The 26,073-nt window shown below is 58.4% G+C and carries 25 protein-coding genes and 1 pseudogene; 14 read left to right on the plus strand and 12 right to left on the minus strand.

What is annotated here, in order from left to right; translation table 11 throughout:
* Window positions 1–35: 35 nt before the first annotated feature.
* A complete protein-coding gene (locus BXA01_RS06490) occupies window positions 36–809 on the minus strand; it encodes an aldolase (protein WP_076563621.1) in 774 nt (257 codons plus the stop codon).
* An 11-nt stretch (window positions 810–820) separates the two neighbouring features.
* Complete coding sequence (locus BXA01_RS06495; protein ID WP_076563622.1) at window positions 821–1,528, minus strand: haloacid dehalogenase type II; 708 nt, start codon at window positions 1,526–1,528, stop codon at window positions 821–823.
* Window positions 1,529–1,637: 109 nt separating this feature from the next.
* Between BXA01_RS06495 and BXA01_RS06500 the strand changes: the two genes are divergently transcribed.
* Complete coding sequence (locus BXA01_RS06500; RefSeq protein WP_076563623.1) at window positions 1,638–2,495, plus strand: LysR substrate-binding domain-containing protein; 858 nt, start codon at window positions 1,638–1,640, stop codon at window positions 2,493–2,495.
* A 177-nt stretch (window positions 2,496–2,672) separates the two neighbouring features.
* Here the strand turns inward: BXA01_RS06500 and BXA01_RS06505 are convergent, their stop codons facing one another.
* Window positions 2,673–3,341, minus strand: a complete 669-nt coding sequence (locus BXA01_RS06505; protein ID WP_076563624.1) for a ribonuclease T2 family protein — start codon at window positions 3,339–3,341, stop codon at window positions 2,673–2,675.
* A gap of 164 nt (window positions 3,342–3,505) precedes the next feature.
* On the opposite strand from BXA01_RS06505, the gene BXA01_RS06510 reads away from it, so the two are divergent.
* From BXA01_RS06510 to BXA01_RS06545, 8 genes are all read left to right on the plus strand, one after another.
* Window positions 3,506–3,976: a hypothetical protein gene (locus BXA01_RS06510; protein WP_076563625.1), complete on the plus strand. Its 471-nt coding sequence runs from the start codon at window positions 3,506–3,508 to the stop codon at window positions 3,974–3,976.
* Window positions 3,977–4,078: 102 nt separating this feature from the next.
* The gene (locus tag BXA01_RS06515) at window positions 4,079–5,776 is read left to right on the plus strand and encodes a copper resistance system multicopper oxidase (protein WP_076563626.1); all 1,698 of its coding nucleotides are present in this window, start codon (window positions 4,079–4,081) and stop codon (window positions 5,774–5,776) included.
* A gap of 11 nt (window positions 5,777–5,787) precedes the next feature.
* Window positions 5,788–6,657: a copper resistance protein B gene (locus tag BXA01_RS06520; RefSeq protein ID WP_076563627.1), complete on the plus strand. Its 870-nt coding sequence runs from the start codon at window positions 5,788–5,790 to the stop codon at window positions 6,655–6,657.
* Window positions 6,658–6,689: 32 nt separating this feature from the next.
* On the plus strand, window positions 6,690–7,064 hold the full coding sequence (gene copC, locus BXA01_RS06525; RefSeq protein ID WP_076563628.1) for a copper homeostasis periplasmic binding protein CopC: 375 nt from the start codon (window positions 6,690–6,692) through the stop codon (window positions 7,062–7,064).
* Window positions 7,065–7,067: 3 nt separating this feature from the next.
* The gene (gene copD / locus BXA01_RS06530; RefSeq protein WP_076563629.1) at window positions 7,068–7,937 is read left to right on the plus strand and encodes a copper homeostasis membrane protein CopD; all 870 of its coding nucleotides are present in this window, start codon (window positions 7,068–7,070) and stop codon (window positions 7,935–7,937) included.
* A gap of 58 nt (window positions 7,938–7,995) precedes the next feature.
* Window positions 7,996–8,781 carry a transporter substrate-binding domain-containing protein gene (locus BXA01_RS06535; RefSeq protein WP_076563630.1) on the plus strand — a complete coding sequence of 262 codons (786 nt, stop codon included), beginning with the start codon at window positions 7,996–7,998 and terminating at the stop codon, window positions 8,779–8,781.
* A 176-nt stretch (window positions 8,782–8,957) separates the two neighbouring features.
* Window positions 8,958–9,392 carry a YeeE/YedE family protein gene (locus tag BXA01_RS06540; protein WP_076563631.1) on the plus strand — a complete coding sequence of 145 codons (435 nt, stop codon included), beginning with the start codon at window positions 8,958–8,960 and terminating at the stop codon, window positions 9,390–9,392.
* Between the two features lie 2 nt (window positions 9,393–9,394).
* Entirely contained in the window at window positions 9,395–9,814 is a 420-nt protein-coding gene (locus BXA01_RS06545; protein ID WP_076563632.1) for a DUF6691 family protein, read from the plus strand.
* A 58-nt stretch (window positions 9,815–9,872) separates the two neighbouring features.
* On the opposite strand, the gene rimA is transcribed toward BXA01_RS06545, so the two are convergent.
* From rimA to lepB, 4 genes and pseudogenes are all read right to left on the minus strand, one after another.
* The gene (rimA, locus tag BXA01_RS06550; RefSeq protein ID WP_076563633.1) at window positions 9,873–10,682 is read right to left on the minus strand and encodes a S6 modification regulatory phosphodiesterase RimA; all 810 of its coding nucleotides are present in this window, start codon (window positions 10,680–10,682) and stop codon (window positions 9,873–9,875) included.
* A 141-nt stretch (window positions 10,683–10,823) separates the two neighbouring features.
* Window positions 10,824–11,696 carry a methyl-accepting chemotaxis protein gene (locus tag BXA01_RS27610; RefSeq protein WP_370695147.1) on the minus strand — a complete coding sequence of 291 codons (873 nt, stop codon included), beginning with the start codon at window positions 11,694–11,696 and terminating at the stop codon, window positions 10,824–10,826.
* A gap of 33 nt (window positions 11,697–11,729) precedes the next feature.
* Window positions 11,730–12,758 (minus strand): annotated as a pseudogene (locus tag BXA01_RS27615) (methyl-accepting chemotaxis protein); the annotation flags it as partial.
* Window positions 12,759–13,380: 622 nt separating this feature from the next.
* Window positions 13,381–14,178 carry a signal peptidase I gene (gene lepB / locus BXA01_RS06560; RefSeq protein WP_076563635.1) on the minus strand — a complete coding sequence of 266 codons (798 nt, stop codon included), beginning with the start codon at window positions 14,176–14,178 and terminating at the stop codon, window positions 13,381–13,383.
* Between the two features lie 649 nt (window positions 14,179–14,827).
* On the opposite strand from lepB, the gene dusA reads away from it, so the two are divergent.
* On the plus strand, window positions 14,828–15,814 hold the full coding sequence (dusA, locus tag BXA01_RS06565) for a tRNA dihydrouridine(20/20a) synthase DusA (protein ID WP_076563636.1): 987 nt from the start codon (window positions 14,828–14,830) through the stop codon (window positions 15,812–15,814).
* Window positions 15,815–15,841: 27 nt separating this feature from the next.
* The gene (locus tag BXA01_RS06570; RefSeq protein ID WP_225930939.1) at window positions 15,842–16,261 is read left to right on the plus strand and encodes a DUF2388 domain-containing protein; all 420 of its coding nucleotides are present in this window, start codon (window positions 15,842–15,844) and stop codon (window positions 16,259–16,261) included.
* On the opposite strand, the gene BXA01_RS06575 is transcribed toward BXA01_RS06570, so the two are convergent.
* A complete protein-coding gene (locus BXA01_RS06575; RefSeq protein ID WP_016775449.1) occupies window positions 16,262–17,095 on the minus strand; it encodes an undecaprenyl-diphosphate phosphatase in 834 nt (277 codons plus the stop codon).
* A gap of 491 nt (window positions 17,096–17,586) precedes the next feature.
* Here BXA01_RS06575 and BXA01_RS06580 point away from each other — a divergent pair, with 491 nt between their 5' ends.
* The 3 genes from BXA01_RS06580 to BXA01_RS06590 all read left to right on the plus strand — a co-directional run bounded on the left by BXA01_RS06580 (window position 17,587) and on the right by BXA01_RS06590 (window position 21,048).
* On the plus strand, window positions 17,587–18,327 hold the full coding sequence (locus BXA01_RS06580; protein ID WP_076563638.1) for a winged helix-turn-helix domain-containing protein: 741 nt from the start codon (window positions 17,587–17,589) through the stop codon (window positions 18,325–18,327).
* 277 nt (window positions 18,328–18,604) lie between these two features.
* Window positions 18,605–19,264, plus strand: coding sequence for a winged helix-turn-helix domain-containing protein (locus BXA01_RS06585; RefSeq protein WP_041477289.1), 660 nt, complete (start codon window positions 18,605–18,607; stop codon window positions 19,262–19,264).
* A 389-nt stretch (window positions 19,265–19,653) separates the two neighbouring features.
* Window positions 19,654–21,048: an undecaprenyl-phosphate glucose phosphotransferase gene (locus BXA01_RS06590; RefSeq protein WP_076563639.1), complete on the plus strand. Its 1,395-nt coding sequence runs from the start codon at window positions 19,654–19,656 to the stop codon at window positions 21,046–21,048.
* A 341-nt stretch (window positions 21,049–21,389) separates the two neighbouring features.
* Here the strand turns inward: BXA01_RS06590 and BXA01_RS06595 are convergent, their stop codons facing one another.
* From BXA01_RS06595 to BXA01_RS06610, 4 genes are read right to left on the minus strand one after another with little or no spacing between them, the layout of a single operon-like run.
* A complete protein-coding gene (locus tag BXA01_RS06595; RefSeq protein ID WP_024013608.1) occupies window positions 21,390–23,468 on the minus strand; it encodes a YjbH domain-containing protein in 2,079 nt (692 codons plus the stop codon).
* On the minus strand, window positions 23,465–24,226 hold the full coding sequence (locus BXA01_RS06600) for a capsule biosynthesis GfcC family protein (RefSeq protein ID WP_076563640.1): 762 nt from the start codon (window positions 24,224–24,226) through the stop codon (window positions 23,465–23,467). Before BXA01_RS06600 ends, BXA01_RS06595 begins: the two co-directional genes overlap by 4 nt.
* Window positions 24,223–24,888 (minus strand): YjbF family lipoprotein, encoded by a 666-nt coding sequence (locus BXA01_RS06605; protein ID WP_076563641.1) that lies wholly within the window; start codon window positions 24,886–24,888, stop codon window positions 24,223–24,225. The genes BXA01_RS06600 and BXA01_RS06605 overlap by 4 nt, the downstream gene beginning before the upstream one ends.
* Window positions 24,889–24,900: 12 nt before the next feature.
* Window positions 24,901–26,016 carry a polysaccharide biosynthesis/export family protein gene (locus tag BXA01_RS06610; protein ID WP_172667912.1) on the minus strand — a complete coding sequence of 372 codons (1,116 nt, stop codon included), beginning with the start codon at window positions 26,014–26,016 and terminating at the stop codon, window positions 24,901–24,903.
* Between the last annotated feature and the right edge of the window lie 57 nt (window positions 26,017–26,073).

Below are 26,073 nucleotides of genomic sequence, written 5' to 3' on the forward strand. Positions count from 1 at the left end.
CGTCGATTTATTTACGATTGCTTCTTTACGGTTAATCAGTTGTGCAGGGCCAGCCGCCGCATCGCGCTGGTGAGATGCGCGCGGGCACTTTGCGCATCGCCGTCGCGCATTTGTTCATAGGCGCGCTGCGCAATCGCATGGGGCACCGGTTTCAATTCGCGCTGAGTGGCCATCGCCAGCAGTTGCACCTGCGCGGCGCGTTCCAGGTAATAGAGATCGTCCCAGGCTTCAGCAATGCTCGGCGCAGCGACAATCACACCGTGGTTTTTCAGAAAGAGAATGTCGGCATCGCCCATGACGCTGGCGATGCGGTCGCCTTCGGATGCGTCCAGCGCGAGGCCGGTGTAATCCTCGTCCACCGCTGTACGCCCGTAAAACTTCAGCGCAGTCTGCCCCAGCCACAGCAGCGGCGGGCCTTGCAACAGGCACAACGCGGTGGCGTGCGGCATGTGCGTGTGGAACGCGACTTTTACTCGTGGCAGTTGTTTGTGCAGGCGCGCGTGGATGTAAAACGCGGTCGCCTCGGGCTCGCCTTCGCCATCGACCACGTTGCCGGCGAAGTCACAGACCAGCAGATTTTGCGCGGTCACTTCCGAAAAAGCGTAGCCGTATGGATTGACCAGAAACAGATCATCATGCCCCGGCAGCATCGCCGAAAAGTGATTGCAGATGCCCTCCTCCAGCCCATGCAGCGCGGCCAGTTGAAAGCACGCAGCGAGTTCGTCGCGGGCGGTGATGATCGCCTCGGTGTCCAGGTTCAACGTTGCGGTTGGTCTGGCTTTGCCAGTGCCGCTCAAGATATGAGCCATGGCAATCCTCCTTAGGTCCAGCCGAGGGATTTGAACAGCGGCAGCACTTGATCGAGGCTGGAGAGGATCGCGTCGGGGCGATAGTCCGGCAACAACTGACGACCCGTGCCGCGATCGATCCACACGCAACGAAAACCCATGTCCCGCGCCGCCGTGTGATCGAGCATGGGGCTGGCGCAGATGTGCACCACTTCATCCCGGGTCACGCCCAATTGCTCATGAGCGTAGTCGAACAGACGCGGCGCCGGTTTGTAGGCACCGGCCTGTTGCGCGGTGATCACCCGGTCGATATGGCCGCCGAGCTGCGCAACGTTGCCGGCAATGATCTCGTCGTCGGTGTTGGAGACAATGCACAGCTTGAAGCCCATGGCTTTGAGTTGCGCGAGGGTGTCGACCACTTCGGCAAATGGCGGCATGTTGGGGATGGCCGCCGCCAGGCGTTGACTGTCCTCGGGCTGGCTCGGCAAGCCCAATTCTGCCAGCGCCAGTTGCAGGCCGAGGGTGCTCAGTTCGCGAAAGGAACGGTGCGGCGGCGTTTGTTCGAGACGGTGCTCGTGACGGTCGTAGACTTCGATCAACTTAGTGGCGTCGACTGCGTGCTCGCCCTTGTCGCTGAGCATTTTCTCGACCACGGCTTTCAGCCCTTCATCCCACTGAATCAGCGTGCCGTAGCAATCGAAGGTCAGCCAGTGCGGGCGCGGAGTGGTGTTCAAGGTCATTGGTCAATTCCTCCAGAGTGAGGACTTCAGCTTATGAGCGCGCAGTGATAGTGTGAAATTAAATAAACACGCCATCGTCATTCGCAAATCAACTATCAGGAACGCCGCCATGCTGGATCTGGAATTGCTGAAAACCTTTGTCTGCGTGGTCGACGAAGGCAGCTTCACCCGTGCTGCCGAACGTGTGCACCGCACCCAATCGACGGTCAGCCAGCAGGTGCGCAAACTCGAAGATCTGGTCGGCCACCCGCTACTCCTGCGCGACCGCACCGGAGTGAACGTCGCGGTCACCGAACACGGCGAACTGCTGATCCACTATGCGCGCCGGTTGCTGGCGCTGTCCGCCGAAGCCACGCAAGCGCTGGCCAGTGACGTCAACCTGGAAGTACTGCGCATCGGCATGCCGGAAGACTTCGACGCCCGGCGCATGGCCCTGATCCTCGCCGGCTTCACCCGCAACCATCCGCAAGCGCGCCTGGAAACCATCAGCGGCATGAGCCTCGACCTGCGCCAACGCCTCGACGCCGGCGACATCGACATTGCCCTGATCAAACGCGAACCCGACAGCGGCCCGGCATGGGCCACCTGGCCGGAGCGGCTGGTCTGGGTCAAAGGCACCGACTTCGACACCTCCAGCGGTGTGCTACCGCTGGCGCTGTTTCCGCAGGGCTGCCTGTACCGACAACGGGCGATTCGCCTGCTCGATGTGGCGCAGCGACCATGGCGAGTGGCGTTCGGCAGCCACAGCCTGACCGGAATTCAAGCCGCAGTGGCGTCTGGGCTAGGGATTTCGGTGTTGCCGGTTTCGGCGGTATTGCCAGAGCACGAGGTGTGTAGGGATCTGCCGGAGTTGGCGCCGACGGAACTGGCGCTGGTCAGCCGCGAGGGAGTGTTGAGCGGGATGCAGCGTGGGTTGGTGGGTTTTTTGCGTGGGGAATTGGGGGTGGATGCGGGGGGATTTGCCTGAATCCCCCGAGGATCCTTATTCGGGTTTGTTGATTTCGCGGAGCAGGTCGGCGGTGGGGATGTTCATGGTGTTTGAGTAGTAGCGTGGTTCGTATTCATATTCACATTTCCAAATCCTCAGGCCAAAAAAACAGGCGCTCACGGGAGCGCCTTTTTTCCCTGGCTCATTACGGATGGTTCACCGTACCGGCGGCACCCGAATATCTCCCGCCCGACACTGCGTCTTCACCCCTTTGCCACACGCGCCGAATTGCAGATCCTTGTCCATGCACACCCGCACTTCCGACAGCTGCGGGCCGCTGCAAATCACCGCAATTCCATCCTCGGGAATACCCGGATTGGCCTTGCGAAACAGATCGACAATCTCTTGCGCTTCGAAGTAGTACGACGTCGAGCCGAACGGCTGTAACGCCTGCGGAATCTTCACCGCGCCGAGGGCCTGATCGGACTTGTCCAGATAGCCCTCCGCGCCCAGACCGCTGCAGGTGCCGTGCTTGGACCATTCGTGATCAAGGAGTTTTTTCGTCGGGTACATCGTCAGGCCCTTGCTGGTTTCTGCCGCCGATAGCCTGGTCAGCGGCGGACAGGATTGCGGCCAGCCGCCCTTGGCGTATTGCGGCCACAAACCGTGCAGGACAAAACCGTAACCCTTGCCGGTGCACTGCGCATCGTCCTTGTGCGTCAGACAAAAGGTCGGCGACCAGGACAGCGCCAGCAGGTAGTAGTCGAACACCCCCGCCACCGATTCGGCCTGCGCTTTCATCGATGCCGGCTGACGCGCCGAACTCGTGCCGATGCTACCGGCCGTCAGCGCGATCAGCGCCAGAATTGTAAACAGCTTTTTCATTAACCCGTTCCTTGGGACGCCTGCGTCCGTGGTTTTCGTTGTTGGCCAGACCTGGCCAGTGCTGATTTCGACACGCTTGTATTGCAAGCGCATGACGCAAGGCAAGGCCCTGCGCCGTGCAAAGGTCTACGCTGAACAGGCAGACATCCAACAAGGGAACCGACATGAGTAAAGCAGACGAACTCGCCGCCAGACTCAAGCAGACACGGCATACCCAGGCTGATGCGGCGCTGGAAATCGATTGCTGGCCTGCTCAGGTGTACGACTTGTACCACCGCATCGAGGGCTGGCTGCAGCCAGTCACCGAAGTAGGACTGAAGATTCGGCGAAATCCTACGCACGTTTGCGAAAGTTCGCCGGACGGCGAAAGCCACGACTACGCGATCGACCAGTTGATGATCGAAGCCAACCATCACAGTTTGATGTTCGATCCGATTGCGCGGTTTACCGAGGACGGTTGCGGACGTGTCGAGATCAAGGTGCCGGGGCGCGATCAGTCGTTGCTGCGCACGGTCGACGAGCATGGCGAGAGCCACTGGTGGTTGCAGACTATCGAGACCGGCCAGGAGCTGGATGCGATTGCGCTGACGGAAAACAATCTGCTGCAAGTAGTGCAGCAAGGGCTGGGCCTGTAAGCCGCCCGGGTTAACTGACAAAACTGTAATGTTTGCCTCAGCCAACTGAAAGCCGGGGCTGGCTAGTCTCTCTGTCATGAGCCAGACGGGGATTTCCAGCGCATGCCTTCCATTCTCACAAGACGCACTTTTGTCAAAGGCCTGGCCGCCGGTAGCTTGCTCGGTGGCCTCGGGCTCTGGCGGACACCGGTCTGGGCGCTGAACGGCGCCGCGCCCGTCAACGAACTGAGCGGCAACGAATTCGAGTTGTTCATCGGCGAAACTCCGGTCAATTTCACGGGTTCCGCACGCACAGCGATGACCATCAACGGCAGCCTGCCCGGCCCGCTGTTGCGCTGGCGCGAAGGCGATACCGTGACGCTGCGGGTGCGTAACCGGCTCACCGCCGACACCTCGATTCACTGGCACGGCATTCTGCTGCCGGCGAACATGGACGGCGTACCGGGTCTGAGTTTCCATGGCATCGAACCGGGGGGCGTGTACGTTTACCAGTTCAAGGTTCGGCAACACGGCACCTACTGGTATCACAGCCATTCCGGCTTACAGGAGCAGGCCGGCGTCTATGGGCCGCTTGTCATCGAGGCCAAGGAGCCAGAGCCCTTCCATTACGATCGCGACTACGTGGTGATGCTCAGCGACTGGACCGACGAAGACCCGGCCAGCCTGATGAAGACCCTGAAAAAACAGTCCGACTACTACAACTTCCACAAACGCACCGTTGGCGACTTCATCAACGATGTCAGCGAAAAAGGCTGGGGCGCCACGGTTGCCGATCGCACGATGTGGGCGCAAATGAACATGAACCCCACCGACATCGCCGACGTCAGTGGCGCCACGTATACCTTTTTGATCAACGGCCAGGCCCCCGATGACAACTTCACCTGGCTGTTCCGTCCCGGCGAAAAACTGCGTCTGCGCCTGATCAACGGCTCGGCCATGACCTATTTCGATGTGCGCATTCCGGGATTGAAAATGACAGTGGTGGCTGCCGATGGCCTGCACGTCAAACCGGTCAGCGTCGATGAACTGCGCATCGCAGTGGCCGAGACCTATGACGTGATCGTTGAACCTGAAACCGAGGCCTATACCCTCTTCGCCCAGGCGATGGATCGCAGCGGTTACGCCCGTGGCACTGTCGCCACACGCGCCGGCATGTCGGCAGCAGTGCCGGCGCTGGATCCGCGTCCATTGGTGAGCATGGACGACATGGGCATGGGCGGCATGGACCACGGCAGCATGGACATGAGCGCCATGGATCACTCCAGCATGGGCCCGATGCAAGCCCATCCCGACAGTGAAAACAACAATCCGCTGGTGGACATGCAGGCCATGGTCACCGCGCCAAAGCTCGACGACCCAGGCCTCGGCCTGCGCAACAACGGCCGCCGAGTGCTGACCTACGCCGACCTGCGCAGCACCTTCGAAGACCCGGACGGCCGCGATCCGAGCCGCACGATAGAGCTGCACCTGACCGGCCACATGGAGAAATTCGCCTGGTCGTTCAACGGCATCAAATTCTCCGATGCCGAGCCTTTACGGCTGAAATACGGCGAGCGCATCCGCCTGGTGCTGGTCAACGACACCATGATGACCCACCCGATCCACCTTCACGGGATGTGGAGCGATCTGGAAGACGAAAACGGCAACTTTCAGGTGCGCAAACACACCATCGACATGCCGCCCGGCAGCCGCCGCAGCTATCGCGTCACCGCCGACGCCCTCGGCCGCTGGGCCTATCACTGTCATCTGCTTTATCACATGGAAACGGGCATGTTCCGCGAAGTGCGGGTGGAAGAATGAAGAGGTCCATCATGACTCGACTCAGCGTGTTTCCGCTGCTGCTAGCCGGCACCTCCGCCATGGCCGCCGACGCCATGCACGGCATGGACCACAGCCAGATGCCCGGGATGGATCATTCGGCAATGCAAAGCATGGACGACGGCATGATGCAGCCCGCCGCGCCCAGCGAAAGCCGCACGCCGATTCCGCCCGTGACCGACGCCGACCGCGCTGCGGTGTTCACCAGCCCCGGCGGTCATCAGGTGCATGACAGCGTTATAAACAGCTACTTTCTTGCCGACAAACTCGAATGGCAGAACGCCGATGACGGCAGCGCTGTGGCCTGGGATCTGTCCGGCTGGATCGGCGGGGATACCGATCGGTTGTGGCTGCGCTCTGAAGGCGAGCGCAACAACGGCAAGACCGAAGACGCGGAAATTCAAGCGCTGTGGGGCCACGCCATTTCACCGTGGTGGGACGTGGTCGGCGGCGTGCGTCAGGACTTCAAACCCGGCGCACCGCAATCCTGGGCCGCGTTCGGCGTGCAGGGCATGGCGCTGTACAACTTCGAGGCCGAAGCCACGGCTTTCCTCGGCGAGGGCGGCCAGAGCGCGGTACGGCTGGAGGGCGACTACGACATCCTGCTGACCAATCGACTGATCCTGCAGCCGACCGCTGAACTGAATATCTACGGCAAAAACGATCCGCAGCGAGGCATCGGCTCAGGGTTGTCCAATACCGAGGCGGGCCTGCGGTTGCGTTATGAAATCCGCCGCGAATTTGCGCCTTATATCGGCGTGACGTGGAATCGCACTTACGGCAACACCGCCGACTACGCCCGCGAAGAAGACGAGGATCGCAGTGAGGCGCGCCTGGTCCTCGGGGTCAGGCTGTGGTTCTGAATTCTTCTAAAAAAACAAACCGGAGACCTTGCATGCGCACATTAACCCTGCCCCTCGTATTCGCCAGCGGATTGCTCCTGAGCGCCCTCGCCCAGGCCCATCCGAAACTGCTCTCGTCGACGCCAGCCGAAGGCGCGGAAGGTGCCGCGCCGAACAGGATCGAGCTGCACTTTTCCGAGAATCTGGTCACGCAATTCTCCGGGGCCAAACTGGTAATGACCGAAATGGGTGGCATGGCTCACTCGCCGATGCCGATGAAAGCCAAAGTCAGCGCCAGCAGCGATCCGAAAACCATGCTGATCACCCCGCTCGCCCCGCTGCCTGCCGGCACCTATCAGGTGCAGTGGCGCGCGGTGTCCGCCGACACGCACCCGATCACCGGTAACGTCACGTTCAAAGTGAAGTGAACAATGGCGGACCTGCTCAACATCATCCTGCGGTTCGCCTTGTATGTGGATTTGCTGCTGTTGTTCGGGCTGGCGTTGTTTGGCTTGTACAGCTTCAACACGTTGCTGCCGTTCCGTCGGTTATTGCGTGGCATGGCAGTCACAGGGGCATTGCTGTCAATGGCCGGGCTGGTGCTGATGACCCGCGCCATGAGTGGCGAAACCCAGCTCGCGGCGTTGTGGCCGCACCTGCAGATGATGCTGCTGGAAACGGACGTTGGCCTGGCGTGGGCGCTGCGGATGACAGCGCTGGCCATCGTAGTGATCCGGCCGAGTCTGTGGCCAGCGTCGTTGGCAGGCGCCATTGCCCTCGCTTCGCTGGCATGGAGCGGGCACGGAGCGATGGACGAAGGATGGCTGCGATTCTGGCACTTTCTCAGCGACATCTTGCACTTGCTTGCGGCGGGAGCCTGGTTGGGTGCCTTGCTGGCGCTGGTGTTGATGGCGAGCGGGCGGATCGGTGACACACGCCTTCGCCTGCTCGCCGATGCAGTGAAACGCTTCGAATGGGTGGGCGCGTTGATCGTGCTGACGGTGTCGGTCACCGGCGTGATGAATTATCTCTTCATCGTCGGCCCAAGGCTCGACGGAGTGCTGTTCGGCACCTACGGGCAGCTGCTTACGATCAAGGTGCTGGCGTTTGCCGTGATGCTGGTGCTGGCTGCGTTGAACCGCTTTCATCTTGGACCGTCACTGCAACAATCGCTGCGCGACGGCCAGTACCTCATCGCCGCGAACGCGCTGCGGCGCAGTGTGGCGATGGAGCTGGCCCTTGCCCTGCTGATCGTGGCGCTGGTGGCGTGGCTGGGCACATTGAGTCCGGACCCGGGATGACACCCGTGGAAGGCTTTCACTACACTGGACCACCTTCCCTTTCAAAAGCCCGATCTCAATGACAACACTAAAAAGCACGATGATCCTCGGCGGCCTGCTGACCCTGGCGACTGGCGCTCACGCCGACCCGGCCTCGTCCCACCTCGACAGCATTCATCAACAAGGCCAGTTGCGCGTCTGCACCACCGGCGACTACAAGCCCTACACCTTCAAGCGCAGCGACGGCGACTTCGAAGGCATCGACATCAGCATGGCCCGCTCACTGGCCGACAGTCTCGGCGTCAAGGTGCAATGGGTGCAGACCACTTGGAAAACCCTGATGCCCGACATGCAGGCCGGCAAGTGCGACATCGGCATGGGCGGCATCTCGGTCACCCTCGAACGGCAGAAAAAAGCCTACTTCAGCAACACCCTCGACACCGACGGCAAGATCCCGCTGGTGCGCTGCGCCGACCAGTCCAAATACCAGACCATCGACCAGATCAACCAGCCCAACGTGCGCTTGGTCGAACCTGCCGGCGGCACCAACGAAGCCTTCGTCCACGCCTTCCTGCCCAAAGCGCAACTGGCCCTGCACGACAACGTGACGATCTTCCAGCAACTGCTCGACAACAAAGCCGACGTGATGATCACCGACGCCTCGGAAGCGCTGTATCAGCAGAAACTGAAACCCGGCTTGTGCGCGGTGAATCCGCATCAATACATGCAATACGGCGAGAAGGCTTACCTGCTGCCGCGCGACGACATCAGCTGGAAACTGTATGTCGATCAGTGGCTGCATTTGAGCAAGGTCACTGGCAAGTATCAGCAGACGTTGAGTGAGTGGATTGCGGTGCCGCAATAAGCCACTGAACCCGGCCACCGCGCGCGTTGAGGGAACGGTTCGCTCAATGCACGCGGTGGAGAAGTGGCAGCCGTGATTCAAAAAGCAGGCAAGGCCTACACTGAAATCAAAGCGACACGTTCGCTTCTGCCGAGAGGCAAACCGCACATCAACCGCTACTGCTCTCGAGGCGTCCCATGAATGTCGACTGGCTCAATTTCACGCCTTGGTCTTCCCTTGCCGGCGGCGCGCTGATCGGCCTGGCCGCGAGTCTGTTCGTGGTCGGCAATGGGCGTATTGCCGGCATCAGCGGCCTGATCGGCAGCCTGCTGCAACGCAACCGTGAAGGCGCCAGTGAGAAGGCGCTGTTCATCCTTGGCCTGCTGGCCGCGCCACTGCTCTGGGGATTGTTCAAGGCGTTACCGCCGATCGAGTTCCAGAGCGGCTGGTCAGGGCTGATTCTCGCAGGGTTACTCGTAGGGCTTGGCACACGCTACGGCTCAGGTTGCACCAGCGGCCATGGCGTTTGCGGCATATCGCGCCTTTCGCCACGTTCGATGCTCGCCACTGCCTGCTTTATGCTCAGCGGGTTCTTCACCGTGTTTGTCCTGCGCCATCTGACGGGAGTTTGAACGTGCTCAAACTGAATGCATTCCTGGCCGGCCTGCTGTTCGGCGTCGGGTTACTTCTGGCGGGCATGGCCAATCCGACGAAAGTCCTGGCGTTCCTCGACGTGGCCGGGGCCTGGGATCCCTCGCTGGCATTGGTCATGGTGGGCGCCATTGCCATCGCTATCGGCCCGCTGACCTGGGCACGCCGGCAACGCAAATCCGTACTGGGCAACCCCATGCAACTACCCGCCCGAAAAGAGCTGGACCGACGACTGGTTGGTGGCAGCCTGCTGTTCGGGGTCGGTTGGGGGATAGCCGGCATCTGCCCTGGCCCGGCAGTGACCATCCTGTTGACGGGCCACTGGCAGGCAATCGTTTTCGTATTGGCGATGCTCGCAGGCATGGGGCTATTTACGCTGCTGGAAACCCGACGCAACCCGTGACCGCAGAACAACCGGCATTCAGGCGCAGGGCATCCACGGCAGCCAGTGTTGGTGGTGATCAATGTTTTGCACAAGATCGCGGATTGGATGATCTCCCCTGCCACGCACTCGTCGAGATCTGCGCCAATGATTTGAAGGCGGGCCTGGCGAACCAGTAGCCCTGCATCAGATAGATGCCGCAATCGGCGAGAAAGTCTCTTTCCTCGGCCTCTTCTATGCCCTCGGCGATCACTTCCACGCCCAACTCTCTACACATGTTCACCACGTTGCGCACGATGGTCTGGCGTACGCGGTCACGGTGAATATTGCGGATCAGCGCCATATCCAGCTTGATCAGGTCCGGTTGAAAATCCGCCAACAAGTTAAGGCCGGAATAGCCTGCGCCAAAGTCGTCGATGGCCGTCTTGAAACCAAACTCACGATACTCACGCAAGATATTCATCAAGTGTTTGTTGCTTTCGACGTGTTCGCCTTCCACAGCCTCGAAGATCAGCCGCTCCAGCGGAAAGCCGTATGTGCGCGCCGCTTCCAGCGTGCTGCGAATACACATCTCCGGCCGGTAAACGGCATTCGGCAGAAAGTTGATCGACAGGTACTGCGTCATGCCCAAGTCAGCCGCCGTGGAAATCGCCCGCACACGACACAGTTGATCGAATCGATAACGGTTCTGATCGTCCACCTTTTCCAGGACAGACAAGGCGCCTTCACCGTTCACGCCGCGAACCAACGCTTCATGGGCAAACGTCGTTTGATCGCGCAGGTCCACAATGGGCTGGAAAGCGAAGGCGAAATCCATCTCTGGCACACCTTTGTTCCTACAGCCCTGGCAGCCACCGGGAGACACTATTGATTTTGGAAAGTCGGTCATGAACCACCTGATGACGGCGTGCAACCTTCCATGGCGATAAATAAAACAGCTGCTGGCCTCAGTTATCTGCAAACAAGGCAATAACTGTAGCCCTGCGGCGCCTGAATAGTTGAAGGTACCGCGTGCGCCAAGTTGAAAAGATCAGGTGCGGAAATGCGCGGTCATTCGCTGCAGGTCCTGCCCCAGTGATGCCAATTCGATCGTCGCCGCCGCGCTTTCTTCGCTGGCGACAGCCGACTGGTCAGCCACATCACGCACACTGACAATGCTGCGGTTGATTTCGTCGGCCACGGCACTTTGCTGCTCGGCGGCGGCCGAGATCTGCAGACTCATTTCCTGGATCGTACCGATGGACTGATTGATCTCGGTAATCGCCAATTCGGCTTTCTGCGCCAGTACCACCGTATCGAGGGTGCGCTCGCGGCTTGAGGTCATCAGCGTCGCGGCCGCTTGCGTGCCTTGTTGCAGGGTGACGATCAGCGCTTCGATTTCCTTGGTCGAGTCCTGCGTGCGCTGCGCCAGCGAGCGCACTTCGTCTGCCACCACAGCAAAACCACGACCCTGCTCACCCGCCCGCGCGGCTTCGATAGCAGCGTTCAACGCGAGCAGATTGGTCTGCTCGGCGACGGCTTTGATCACATCGATGACTTTGCCGATCTGCTCGCTGTCCTGAGTCAGCACATTCATCGCACCGCCCAACTCTTCAATGGCCATGGCAAGTTCGCTGATCTGCACCGTCGCCTGCTTCACCACCGTGCTGCCATGGCGCGCCTGCTGATCGGCGAGGGTCGCGGCAGCTGAGGCATCGGTGGTGTTACGCGCAACTTCCTGCACCGTCGAAGCCATTTCGTGCATCGCCGTGGCAACTTGATCCACTTCACTTTTTTGCTGACGTACACCTGCGCTGGTCTGCTCGCTCATGGCCGAGAGCTTTTCCGCAGAGGTGGAAATCTGCGTGACGCCATTGCCGATACCTTGCACCAGCGTGTTCAGGTTCTGCGCCATCTCCTGCATCGCATTTTGCAGATCGCCCAACTCATCTTTGCGCGCAGACCTGGCCTGGACCGTCAGGTCGCCTTTGGCAATGCGTCGTGCCAGATCAACCGTCAGCGCCAGCGGCGCAGTGATCTGGCGCGAGATGACCACCGAAGCCAACAGCCCGATCACCAGCGCCAGCGCAGTCAATACCGCCATCTGAATAAAAGCCGAATGCTGATCCTCACGCGCAAGGCGCTGCTGGGTGTCCATCAGGCCACTCATGATCTTGTCCATCGCCTTGCTTTGCTGGTCGACCTGCTCGCGCATGTTCTGCTTCTGCTCAAACAGCCCGGCCACTTCCACCAGTACTTCGCGATAACGCCGCATGCCGGCGTGGGCTTCTTCCAGTTGGCTCGACAGCGCCGTCGGCAGGCTGGTGCGCGCCTTGCTGATATCACTCAAGAAGGTATCGATGGTTTCCATCAGCAGTTTTTTGTTCACGTCGTTGGGCACCGCAATGTAACGACGCAACATCAGGCGAAAAGTGGTCATGCCATTGCGCAAATCGGCCACCGTGCGCAGCTCCCGAACGCGTTCACCATCGGCAGACGCCAAGGCACTGGTCGTGGTGCCTTCAAGCATGCCGGCAAAAGTTTGCGCGTACTTGTCCGACAGCGCCGTCAGCGGTTTCAGCGCATCCGTGGTCGACTGATCGGCAGCGATCAGCCGTTTGACCTTCAGGTCGTAGGCAACAACCGTGGTTTGCAAAGCCTTCAAAGCTTGCTGGTTTTCAGCGCGGGTCAAGGTGTCCAGCGCCTTGCTCACAAGACCCTGCAAGACATTCAACTGAGCGTTATAGGACTCGGCGAACGCTGCGTCAGCGGCGGCTTCGTACTGTTTCTCGGACAGGCGCATATTTTGCGTAGCGTCATTCAACGTGCCGATCAGACGCGTCGTACTCAAGCGATCAACCAGCACGCTGTTGCTGTTATAGCCAATGAAGGCAACCGCCAAAACGGCCAGCAGAAGAATGCCGAAGCCGGTTCCCAGCTTGCGGGAAACTTTGATGTCACCGAGGAAATTCGATGCTACTGCCATATTCAGCCTCAAACGTCCTGACGCGAAACGCCAGGCACAAAAATTGATCTCCGGTAACCACAGTCACCGTCCAGACATTCGGGGGTCGTCATCCAAGCCGTAATACGGGACGGTCCAGCTGTCCCGGCAATGCAAATGCCGATGCTGGTGGACGCGTCGATAAATCCCCGATGTGAGCACCGGGAGGCAAACCCGTCACGTCGAAAACAGAGCATTTACGCGCTGGATTTATCGTTTCAGCAAAGGTGTCTGGAGGGATGCTATTAATTTTGGGAAAACTTGTACAACTTTATATTTTTGTATAAACGTTGAACTTTTTGAGTGGCGTGATGACGCATTGCCATCACGATTTGTGGCACATCGCTATTGGCGTAAAATGGGGTTGAAAATGCGGATTCAAATGCCTGGCCACGCAATCACTGCCTCGACGCGTCCGGTGTGTGGTATGTCGCGTGTGGTGGGCATGGGTGCACGCAGATTGCCATGAGGGCCATGCAGTGATGGTTTGGATTGCTTACCAGCGGACCCGGTTGAGGAAGCCGAAATCTGCGGTTGAGTCGGCGAGTCAGTTTGGCTAGATCTGCAAGCGTAAGCCGTCACCTTAAGGTGACGGCTTTTGTGTTCATTGAAAGGCTGTGCCAATCCTCGATCGATCGGATGAATACCAGATACCGGTGACTTTACCGGTAATGTCCTGGACTGCGACCTGACCCATAAAGCGGCTGTCGTTACTGCTGTCGCGGTTATCGCCGAGCAGATAAACATGATCTTTATCGACCACCGTCTGCGGCGTTTGCAGATAACGAGGATCCTTCACGCGCTCTGGCGGCGCAAAGAACAGCCCCATGTTTTCGCCGTTGCGAATGACCTTACCGTCAACAATCGACAAGGTATCGCCACCCACTGCCGCCACACGTTTGACCGCCTCCGTGCCGTTGTAGCGATACACCACAATGTCGCCCACCTGCGGCTCGTCGATGCGCATGTTGGTGACGATATAGTCACCGATCGAAAGGGTCGGAACCATCGAGCCGGAGGGGATCAAGTAAGTCTTGAACCCTAGCGTCGGGCCTCGCAATGGACCGAAAAGAACCAGCGTAAAGATGACCAGCGCCACCACGTAAAGCACATGGAAACGGGTGCTGGGGCTGTTCACCGGACGGTCGTTTCTACGCACCGATATCGCAGCCGCCGTGGCCGAGCCGAGTTTCACCAGGACGATAAACGTAGCGAAGACATACAGGCCCATTGGGGTGGCAGGCACCCCGCAGACACCAAGTAAAATCACACCGAGATAGAGCAAAGCGGCAACACGCACCGCCCACTTCACCTGACCGGCATACACCAGACCCCAGCCGGCCACTAGGCACGACATCACAAATGCTTGCAGCGGCAACTTCGGCTTATCAGGAGTAGACATAAATTCTCTTCACGTAAATAGCTAACAATCAAGCGCCCGGCCTATTGAGCCGATAGGGCGCTACGGGCAATGCAGAGGGGGTTATTTAGCGGAAAAATAACCGGTCGTGCGCAATTGCACGCTGTACAACTCCTGACGGATGAACGAAAAGGAGCCATCACTCTCGCTACCAAACGAAGGGTGGAGGCCATACGCAGCTTGGTAGACCGGTCGTCGGGAACCCCGGCGCATCCGAAGACACCCCGCACATGACCACCATAAAACGAAGACGAGAAACGCCCTCGCAAGACAGTAGTCTTGTGCTTCTGACGGAGACGGGCTACCAAACCCGATCACTGTTTTCAGTGACCCGGAGACGATAAAACCCGCAGGCTAGACGCACAAGCCGGCGGATTCTGTCTTAGGTGTAGGGGGAGGCGCAAGACAAGGTAGGCTTCGGATGACTTTCACCAGTCAGATTTAAACAAGCGCCTGCGCAATCGTTTAAACGGATACTGAAGGACAGAAAACAGGCAGAAATACACTTCCTCCCATCAGGCCGAGCGCGTCGGAGCCCAGTTCAAACCACAAACAGCGCCTCGCAAGCCTTTGCCTGTTCGCAGACCTGATAAACTCTTGCGCCTTCGCCTTCTTGATCCAGATTCCTCACATGTCCCTACAACCCGTCACACTCTCCCGCCGCTTCTCTGTCGCCCCGATGATGGATTGGACGGACCGCCACTGCCGGTACTTCCTACGCCTCCTGTCGAAGAACGCCCTGCTCTACACCGAAATGGTCACCACCGGCGCTCTGCTCAACGGCGATCACGAACGTTTCCTGCGTCACAACGAAGCCGAGCACCCGCTGGCGTTGCAGCTCGGTGGTAGTGTTCCGCTCGATCTCGCCGCCTGCGCGCGCATGGCCCAGGAACACGGCTACGACGAGGTGAACCTCAACGTCGGCTGCCCGAGTGATCGTGTGCAAAACAACATGATCGGCGCCTGCCTGATGGGGCATCCGCAGTTGGTGGCGGATTGTGTGAAGGCGATGCGTGATGCGGTGTCGATTCCGGTGACGGTGAAGCACCGGATCGGCATTAACGGGCGCGACAGTTATGCCGAGCTGTGTGATTTCGTCGGCACCGTGCGCGATGCAGGGTGCACGAGTTTTACCGTGCATGCGCGAATTGCGATTCTGGAGGGGTTGTCGCCGAAGGAGAATCGTGACATTCCGCCGTTGCGCTATGACGTGGCGGCGCAGCTGAAGGCGGATTTTCCGGAGCTGGAAATTGTGCTGAACGGCGGGATCAAGACGATGGAGGCCTGCCATGAGCATTTGCAGACCTTCGATGGCGTGATGCTCGGGCGTGAGGCTTATCACAATCCGTATTTGCTGGCGGAGGTGGATCAGCAACTGTTCGGCAGTACCGCGCCGGTGATCAGTCGGGCTGAGGCGCTGGCGCAATTGCGGCCGTATATCGCCGAACATCTGCTGGCCGGTGGTGCGATGCATCACATCACGCGGCATGTGCTGGGCCTGGGCACCGGGTTCCCGGGGGCGCGCAAGTTTCGTCAGTTGTTGTCGGTGGATATTCACAAGGCCAAGGATCCGTTGGCGTTGCTGGATCAGGCGGCTGAGTTGCTTGAAGGTCGTTGATTGATGGTTTGAGTGTGCGGGCGGCGCATGAGCGTTGCCCGGTATTTTGATGTACTGACAGGATGTCTTTTGTTTATGCCCGCGTTTATTTTTTCAGGTTTCAAGCGTTTCACCCTCCTCGCTTTGTTCAGCTTCACTTCCAACGTTTATGCGCACTGCGATGGCTTTTGCATGGGCCGTACCGATACGCCGTGGGAGGTGACGCAGCTTTCCGGCTTCACTTTGGTGTCTTTGATCCTCGCACCTATTTCCTCTAGCCAGGAAACGACCGACAGTCACAAGCGTGTTTACTCTGCCGAGGAGCAAGAAGACGCGCGACTCTATCTGGCCAGCGACGGCATGCTGCAAGCCGCGTATTTTACCTCGGCCTTGCAGCGCTTTCGTCAGGAGTCGTCGGATTCGACGTTAAACGATCTTGCCGTGGCGGCGTTGATCAGCGCGCAGTGATCAGGCGGCCGCTGCGGCGGTCCAGTTGACCCAGCCAAACAGCCAGGTTGCCAGAATCAACAAACCAAAACCGATCCGGTACCACGCGAACGCGGCATAGCTGTGGTTGGCGATAAATTTCAGCAGGCCACGCACGGCGATCATGGCGAAGATGAACGCGGTGACGAAGCCGAGGGCGAAGACTGGCAGGTCGTTGGGTTGGAACAGGTCGCGGTATTTGTAGCCGGAATAAACGGCGGCACCAACCATGGTCGGCATGGCGAGGAAGAACGAGAACTCGGTGGCGGCTTTGCGCGAAAGGCCGAAGAGCAGCCCGCCGATGATGGTCGAGCCGGAGCGCGAGGTGCCGGGAATCATTGCCAGGCATTGTACGAAACCGACCTTCAACGCGTGGGACCAGCGCATGTCGTCGACATGTTCGACGCTGACTACATGGCTGCGCTGTTCGGCCCACAACATGACGATGCCGCCAACAACCAGGGCCACCGCAACGGTGATCGGGTTGAACAGGTATTCATGAATCGCGTCGGCGAATAACACGCCGAGGATAACGGCCGGGAAAAACGCGATCAGCAGATTAAGAGTGAAACGTTGCGCGTTGCGCTCGGTGGGCAGGCCTTTGACGATTTCGAAGATCTTCGGACGAAATTCCCAGACCACAGCAAGAATGGCCCCCAGTTGAATAATGATGTTGAACGCCATGGCGCGTTCGCCGCCAAACTCGAGCAGGTCGGCGACAATAATCTGGTGGCCGGTACTCGAGATGGGCAAGAACTCGGTCAAGCCTTCTACCGCGCCCAATATCAATACCTGGAAAAGGGTCCAGAAATCCATTAATCCTCCGTCAGAGCACTCAGGGTGAGCGACCGGTTCAATAACACTCAGGGGTTGAGTATCTGAAGTAATGCATACAGCGATTCGCCGATCCGGAAGAATAGGGTTTATGCAGAGTTAGACTCAAGAGCTGTTAGTAATCGTCGGCCGACGAACTAAACGGAAAAAATTTACATCTATTACAACAAATATTTCAGTTCAGATATGAAGTGTGATCAACCTCACACATTGTTGACATGGCCAATCAGTGGCAAAAGGACATAGACAAAGCCATCGCCACAAGCTCAAAATAGTGGCACCATTGCATATAGCCATCATCTACGCGCTAGTTCACAACCACGAGAAAATCAACTAAAAGATTGAAAAGCTTAGTTATTGTTAGAAATCTCGGGAGACACGTCTAAAATCCGCGCAAATGTTACCAATTGTCAGTCACAGATAAGAACCGGTGCTTTAACATCCCGATGTCAGCACCTAATTCGAGTCAACGCATGATGCTCTCAGGGAACTTGGCGACGAGAAGTCCGCGCCCGACAAATGATGAATCCGGTGTTCTTGCGCTGGGTCGTACACTGGGTGTGGCTGATCATTTCAGATCGCTGATCGCAAAGCACGCGCAGCCCGATATGACCCTGGAAACAGGTGCTTTCACTAGTTCATATAAACAGCACGGCTACATAGGTTCCTACCGCGCCATTTTCGTCATCATCGATAATCCACAAGCTATCGAAGAAAATCTGGCCCTGGTGCAGAACCTGCGCGATGACAACTTGAAGCCGCTTATTTGCGCAATTGTCACCGGCCGCGGCGCCGTAAACAAGATCAAATATTTCCTCGCCGGGGCGGATGCCTGTATCAAGCTCAACACATTGAGCGATGACAGCGAAGACTTGCTGGCGGAGTTCTTCAGCAGCGAAGACTGGCAACGAGATATCAATCTCACGCTTGATCCGACACGGATCTGCCTGATGGACAGTCGGCGCAAACTGGATATCTCTTTCGCCGAAATGAAGATTCTCGAGGCCTTTGCGCACACCGGCAATCACATTCTGAGTCATGATGAAATCGCCAGCATCATGGGCCTCAACGCCAATTTCTACGACCCTCGGGCACTGGAAAAATCAATCAGTCGCTTGCGTGGAAAAATCAAGGACATGTATGGTACAAACGCGATTCAGAGCATCCGCGGCTACGGCTATCGCCTGATGCGGGGCCTGATATCGACTGCCTGAGTCTCGGGCAGTCTTCCCTTTTGCATACGTACGAAGGATCGTCTGATGCAGCCATACCGTTCCAATTGCGCCTCATACTTATTAAAACTCAAGCACTTGAATGAGCACGGCATCACGCCACATAACAATAAAACTCCATAACATAGCAGCAGATCGAGTGGAATTTATCGATGGCCATTTTCGGCCAGAACCCTGCCTACGATTACTTCCGAGGAAGTCATTGCTCGCCTGCCGATTTATCTTTTAGCCAATTTTGGTGTGTATTTAGGAGAGAGACATGGAAACGAGTACAACCCTCCCCAGAAAATATTTTGTTGTTGTGACGCACAGCACAACGTCGCAACGTGAACTGGAAAGCATCTTGTCCAGTGAGCGTTTCAATTCGTTTGGCACGTCGCAGGCACAAATGTTTGTTGAAGGTGTTGCTTCGCCCTCTTCCGCCCCGATGGTCATGGAGTTCAGTTACCCAAGCCTCAGCCGAAAGAATGTTGCGCGCAGTATCGAGCATGATACTCAACGCATACTGGCCACTCTCGAAAATGAATGGCGAGCCGCGCAGACAGACAATCCGTTTCAAAGCTTCCCGACCCGCAGTGCAGAACGCGCGCATATCTCCAATGTCAGCGAGAGCACTGAGCCTTGCAGCGACACTTGGCATCTTGACGATGAACAAGGCGTTCTGCTCAAGGACAATGTTGCGATCAGCCTGACTGGCCTGGAAACCGCTCTGGTCAGAAAAATGCTGAGCCATGAAGAGCGCGTGGTCAGTCGTGATGACTTGATCATCAGCATTGGCCGGGAACCCGAGCAATACCGTGGCCTGGAAATGTGCCTGAGCCGATTGCAGGACAAGTTCAAGAGTGCGAGTAATGGCGAGCGATTGTTCCGAGCCGTAAGAAATCGCGGATATTGCCTGATCCAGGAAGTCGTCGCTTAATCACAAGCGACACACAAACCGAGACAAACAGATATAAAGTGCGACTACAACAACAAGAAGAGCACTCTGTTTGGTTTTCCTCCCTGATTCGATAAAAGCTTCCCTGCCTCCACCCTTCAACAGTAACAAATACGTCCCCGCTTTTTCATCCCCCTCTCTACGACCTTTTCTAACAGCCATCTATTTAATTATTAAAAAGTTGGCATTGTGCCATCTTGTTAGAACTCGTCAGACACCATTCCCGACAATAACTTAGTCTATTGGCTGACGACAGTTCGGCTCTCGATGTTGTTACCTCAAGACACTCGCTAAAACAAAAACAATAAGTCTGCATAACAACTCGGCTTTCAACTGTTGAAACCTGAATGGACGTCTTTTGGGGATATCGTATGGATCTTTCTCTCAGTATTAATCGAAGCACGGGCCTCAAGGGACTGACCTTTTGGGGCCAATGGGCGCTGGCACAGGCTTTCGTTGTGACGCTGCTGTTCATCCTCGCTGAACAGCACACCGGCACCGTCGCGTTCTACTACCGAATGTGCGCCACCCTCGCCGTCCTGGCCTCGGTTCCGGCTTACACATTCAGCGGCGTTTATCGCAAACGCGACAACTACCTGACCGGCCTCGGCCGCTTGTTCATGGGCTGGTCGATGACCATGGCCGCGCTGGCGTGCATCGCGTTTGTCTGCCAGGCCGATGAGCTGTTTTCCCGTCAGGTGATTCTCAGCTGGGCGGTGTATGGCTTCCTCGGTCAGGCGTTCCTCTACGCGCCGCTGCATGCGTTTTCCAAGTACTACCAGCGTTCGCGTAAAAGCGAACACCGCACGCTGATTGTCGGCACCGGCGAACTGGCGTTGGGCTTGGCGAAAAAGCTCAGCCAACTGGAAAACCTGCCGCTGATCGGTCTGGTCAGCAACGGTGACAAACCGGTTCTCGCTTCCGACGCACCGCGTGTCGTTGGCGCTCAGGACGAGTTGCTCGAACTGATCGAAGCTCACGACATCCGTCGTTTGTACATCACACTGCCGCTTTGCGAAGCCGCGAAAATCGAAGCGATGTATGTCGATTTGCTCGGGGCCAACGTCGATGTGGTGTGGGTGCCGGACTTGAACAGCCTGACCCTGCTCAACCACTCGGTGAAAGTCGTGGACGGCCTACCGGCGATCTACTTGAACGAAAGTCCGCTGACCAGCCGCCCCACCGCTGCCCTGAGCAAGAGTCTGGTTGAGAAAACCGTGGCACTCCTGGCAATCATCGCGCTCAGTCCGCTGCTGTTGATCATCGCTCTGGCGGTGAAAATCAACTCGCCCGGCCCGGTGTTTTTCAAGCAGGACCGCCATGGCTGGAACGGCAAGGTGATCAAGGTCTGGAAATTCCGCTCGATGCGTGTGCACGATGACCGTGAAGTGAAACAGGCCAGCCGTAATGACTCGCGCATCACCGCAGTAGGCCGTTTTATTCGCCGTACTTCGCTGGACGAGCTACCGCAGTTGTTCAACGTGTTGCAGGGGCACATGGCGCTGGTGGGGCCACGGCCGCATGCGGTGGCGCACAACAATTACTACTCGGGCAAGATCCTCGCTTACATGGCGCGTCACCGAATCAAACCGGGCATCACTGGCCTGGCACAGATCAGCGGCTGCCGCGGTGAGACCGACACCATCGACAAGATGCAAAAGCGTGTCGAGATCGACCTGCAGTACATCAACAGCTGGTCGTTGTGGCTGGATCTGAAGATCCTCGTGAAGACGCCGTTTACGTTGTTGTCGAAGGATATTTACTGAGGCTCAGCGCTGCAGATCACAAGGGGACGAAAGTCCCCTTTTTTGTGGGCGGGATTTGGCACACCGGTATTGCTCAACCACGCAGGATCATTGTGGGAGCTGGCTTGCCAGCGATAGCGTTAGCCCAGGCAATGGAGTTGTAATTGAGCGGCCCTATCGCTGGCAAGCCAGCTCCCACAGGGATTAGGGATTGGGTCGATAATTGCGGTGTAACACAAGCCGCATGTGGGAGCTGGCTTGCCAGCGATAGCGTTAGCCCAGGCAATGGAGTTGTAATTGAGCGGCCCTATCGCTGGCAAGCCAGCTCCCACAGGGTTCGAGTTGCGCCCGGACCCTGGCGCTTACTCGGTAATCTTCTCGAAGTTGCGATAGAACATGTCCCCTTCCCGGCTATCCGTCATCGAGTGCAGTTGATAGCTGCGGCTCAGTCTGGCGCCGCCATCTCGGGTCAGTGGCGCCCAGACCAGGTTGGCGCGGCGCATGGTCGACATGCTCATCATTTCGTCGAACGGGATCGACAGGTACAGGCCTTTGTCGAAACTACCTTCGCCATATTCCGCGCTGCTGGCCGTGGTGATGGTCGCCCAGGCACCGACGCGCACGCCGTTAAAAAACTCGCGCGAGATGTCCACGGTGGTGCCCCAATCCCCGGCCAGATAGCGACCGACACTGACCGCCGCCAGCGTATCGAACGGCAGGTCGGTATAGCCGGTGATATGCCCGGTCACTACCGAGTAATCGCGCAAGGCAAAACCCTGATCGAAATCGCGTTGGCGCACCCAGTTCAGGTCCGCGCCCAGCGACCAGCGTTCGCCGGTCGGGCGGAACAACACTTCCGCGCCGACGCCGGCAAACATCGACTCCAGATAGCCGCCGTACACCATGCCGTACAGATCCTTGTCCAGCTGCTCGGCATGGCTGAGCTGAAACAACGGCATGGTCGTGTTTGACGTGGTCAGGTACTGGCGCAAATCCGTGCGCACGCGGGGCAATCCGCTCGGCGCGTCGTAGACGAATTTGTCGAAGTTGTTGACCAGGTTGGCGCTGAGCAAACCGCTCCACCAAGTGTTGCGGTTGAAGCGATATTCCGCGTCCGCATCAGCACTGAATTGATAGAGCAAACCATCCGGGCCGCCGACGTTCTGCTTGAAGCCCAGCCCCACGCCATAGCTGAAATGCTGCGGCGCTTCGGTGTAGAGGGTTTTCTCGTTGTGCGGCATCGCCGGGTTGATTTCGGTGGTGCGGTGCAGCGCCTCCAACGGTTCTTCGTTGTTGATCACTTCGCGAAAGGTCTGGCGCGGCAGGCTGGTTTCTTCCAGCGGCAAGTCATAGCGCTTGTTGACCACGGTGAACCAGTCGATGTCGTCGTTGACGCTGTTGTCGAGAATCCGGCTCGCGCGGCCAACGGCTTTGGACGAATGGAAATAACGCTGCTGCTCGCCATAGACGATCAGTTCGGAATCGCGCTGGCTGATGCGCTCGACCTTGTATCCGGCATTCTGCTGCAAACGCCGCGACACATCGGCCCAGTTGACCTGTTCCATCGAGGTCGTCGGCGCCTTCGCCGGCAGCGGTTCTGGGGTCGGATCGTAGGTCTTGGCCGGCGCCTTGCGGCTGACGAAATTGGTGTGAAAGGTCACGCCGAACATCGCCGTATTGCCCCGTTCCCAGGCAGCGCTCAGGTCGATCGAATCGGTCACCTTGAACACAGCGCCAAGGTTGATCGGCGAGTCCTGTTTGATCTCGTTGTCCTTCGGCTCGTTCTTGTAGTCGTTACCTTCGAATTCAAGCTTCAGGCTCAGCCGATCCCACGGCGTCTGGTAGCTCACGCCACCGAACAGTGAAGGCTTGCCGCGAAAGTACGCGCCGGAGTTGACGTCACCGGTGCCTTCCAGCGCCGGGCGCGTATCGAAGCGATTGCTGACGTAGCCCAGCGGGTTGTCGAAGTCGCCGCGATTACCGATGTAGCCCCAGGCGATGCCGGCACTGAAATCGAAATTGTCGAAGCGCTTGTTGGCGACGAAGAATTCGCTGGAGAACAAACCGGTACCACCGATATCTCGGAAGCCCAGCGCCACTTCCGGTGCCCAGTGGCTTTCCTGCCACAGGCGCACTTTGGCGTCGACCGCCTTGTCCTTGTAGCTTTGGCTGCCGCTGAGGGCCTCCGAGCCGTAGGGCCGGTTGGTGATAGCGGTGTAGCGAAACGAACCTTCGAGCCAGTCCAGCGGTTGCAACGACACGCTGTAGCGGCTGTACGGGTCGGTGCGGTTGGCGTTGACGCTCAACTCCCCCGCCGGAGCCATGCGCGCCGTCGGCGTCTGCAACAGACCGGCGCCACCGAAGTCATTCTGGGTGATGCGCGGCTCGGCGTGAGCCAGACCGCAGGGCAATAACAACACAGCTGCAAAACGTAACTTCAACGAACCACCTCGGCCAGCTGCGTGGCAATGAATTCGGCCAACTGCTGATTCAATTCAGGAAGAGGCGGATCAAGATCATCATTTTTTATCGGCACCAGAATCCTGCTGCCGGCCACCGGAAACTGCCCGGACTCGCGATTCCAGTGCGCGATGCCGACGCGCCGCAAGACGCCGTTGGGCTGGATCAACCACAGGTAATCGGCCTCGGCATCGTCGAGAATCGAGCAGCCTTCGAGATATTCGCGGGCCTCCTGCAATGGCTGGTACGGCAGGTGGCACGGCTCGGTGACCGCGCCCAACACCTGCACTTCATCAACCCGTTTCGGATAGATCAGCCGATCGCCGTCATCCAGACGAATGTTGCGCGCGAAGCCGACTTCCACCGCCACCGGATCGAGGTCAGCGATCTGCCGTCCGGTCACTGGCATTTGTCGGACTTCTTCAGCAACGCGCTGTGCCAGTGCCGCGCGGCTTGGCCGATCAAACAGCGTCGCCATGCGCTGCAGCACCTCGAGATCGAACAGCACACCAACCTTGAGCCGCGTCTGTTCCTCGACCAGCGACTGGCGCAACAAGCCGCCCGCCAGCCAATAGCCTTCGGCATTGGGCACGGCTTCGCTGATCACATCGAACAGGCGTCCACCCGGCGGCAATGCGATCGGCCCGGGATTGGCGACGTCGCCGGACACGATGACGGCGGCCTGACTCACCCCAGCGATCAGCAAAAGACCCGCAGCCAAAATGCTTAAGCGCTTCACGGCAGATGCCTGCGGTCAGGAGTCAATTGCACCAGCTTCACGCGCAGTTGCGAGGTCAGTTGTTGCTCGCTTTGCAGAATGAAACCGTCTCGCGGGTCGACCCAGTAACGGTTGGTCGCGCTGAGGCCGATGGCTGGCGCGTCAATCTGTTCATCGACGCGCAGCACCGAGTAAGGCTTGTCAAGAATCTCCAGGGTCTCGGTGGAACGGCGCGAAAAGCGGCTGTTGACGATCACGCCGACTTCCTGGCCTTTGTACAGATCGATCCAGCGCCGTGTGGTGAAGCCATCGGCGACGTGATGCAGACCGTGTTTGAACGGCGAGTCATCGGCCAGCCGCGTGCCATCCAGATCACCTTGCAGGCCGAGGCCGATGCTGCGCACGGCGAGGCCATCGCGCAGCAGCAACACCTGCTTGCCGGAGGCGACCCAGAATTGCAGGTCTTCGCGCTCGCGCACCAGCGCCAGTACACCTGAGCCGGATGGCGTGGTCAGTTTCAGTTGCGGGTAGTTGACCCCGGCGACTTCGGCCGCTGTCACATCAACCTCGTCAGGGCCGACGACGGCGGCTTTGAGGTTGTTCAGCGACGCGCTCATCAGCGGGTTACAGCCGCACAGCAACGAGGCCACCATCAGGCAGACGCCCACTTTCAATAGGTTCACAGTCGGGCGGCCTTATTTGCTGTTGTTGCTGTATTCGCTCCAGTTCTTCGCTGCCGAAGCCCCAGTGCCGACAATCGACGCCGACGGCACCAACTGGCTGATGAAACGGTTCCAGCGAGTGACGTTGGCCGGGCCGACGTAGACCACATCCTGTGGCCGCACCTGGAAGTGCGAAGCCAGCGCCATGGCGGTCGGCGATTCGGCTTCGAGCTGATAGATCTTCGCCGGCTCGACGTCGAGATTTTCCACGCCGCGAATCACGTACACCGCGTTGCCGTTGGAACTGGTCTGACTCAGGCCACCGACCGAACCGAGCACGTCAGAGAGGTTCATGGTCGCGGTCTTGAAGCTCAGCGCGCGCGGCTGGTTGACTTCGCCCATGACGTAGATGCGCTTGTTGTCGTTGTACGGCAGATACAGCTGATCGCCGCCCTTGAGGTAGACGTTCTGCAGTTCGGAATCCTGCTGATTGAGCGAGTCGAGATTGAGCGGATAAACCCGCCCGTTGCGCGTCAGCAACAGCCCGGACAAGTCAGCATTGTTGGTGTCGATGCCGGCGGAACCGAGGGCCTCGACCACGCTCAGCGGATTGGTCGAAATCGCTTGCGGGCCGGCCTTCGTGACGGCGCCGGTGACCACGACTTTCTGACTGGCGAAGCGCAACACCGCGACGTCGACCTGCGGCTCGGCGATGAACGCCGACAAGCGCTGTTCGATGTCAGCGCGCAGTTGCTGGATGGTCCGGCCGGCGGCCTGGACTTCCTTGATGAACGGGTAATACAGCGTGCCATCGGAGCGCACCAGACGGCCGTTGGCATCGATCTGTTGTTGCGCGCCGGAGGGGGCAGTCAGCTCCGGGTGATCCCAGACGGTGATGTACAGCACGTCATTGTTGCCGATGCGATATTCCGCCGGCGTCACCAGCAGCTCCGCCGGCAGCGACTCACGCTTCTGCGTGGCGCGGTTCATGGCGATCAGTTTCGGGGTGATCGGAATCAGCTCGACCCGACTGCTTTCGCTGGCACCCTGGCGGGTGATATCGCTGGTGCTCAGGTACTGGCCGGGGGAAAACATGCAACCTTGCAAAGCGAGACTTGCCAACATTAAAAGATAAACACTACGAGTCATAATGGCACTACGCTATTCAAGGGCGAATCCAAAAAACAAAGTCACCCGACTTGCGTC

This window comes from Pseudomonas sp. B10 (genome assembly GCF_900156235.1).
Taxonomy (GTDB): domain Bacteria; phylum Pseudomonadota; class Gammaproteobacteria; order Pseudomonadales; family Pseudomonadaceae; genus Aquipseudomonas; species Aquipseudomonas siliginis.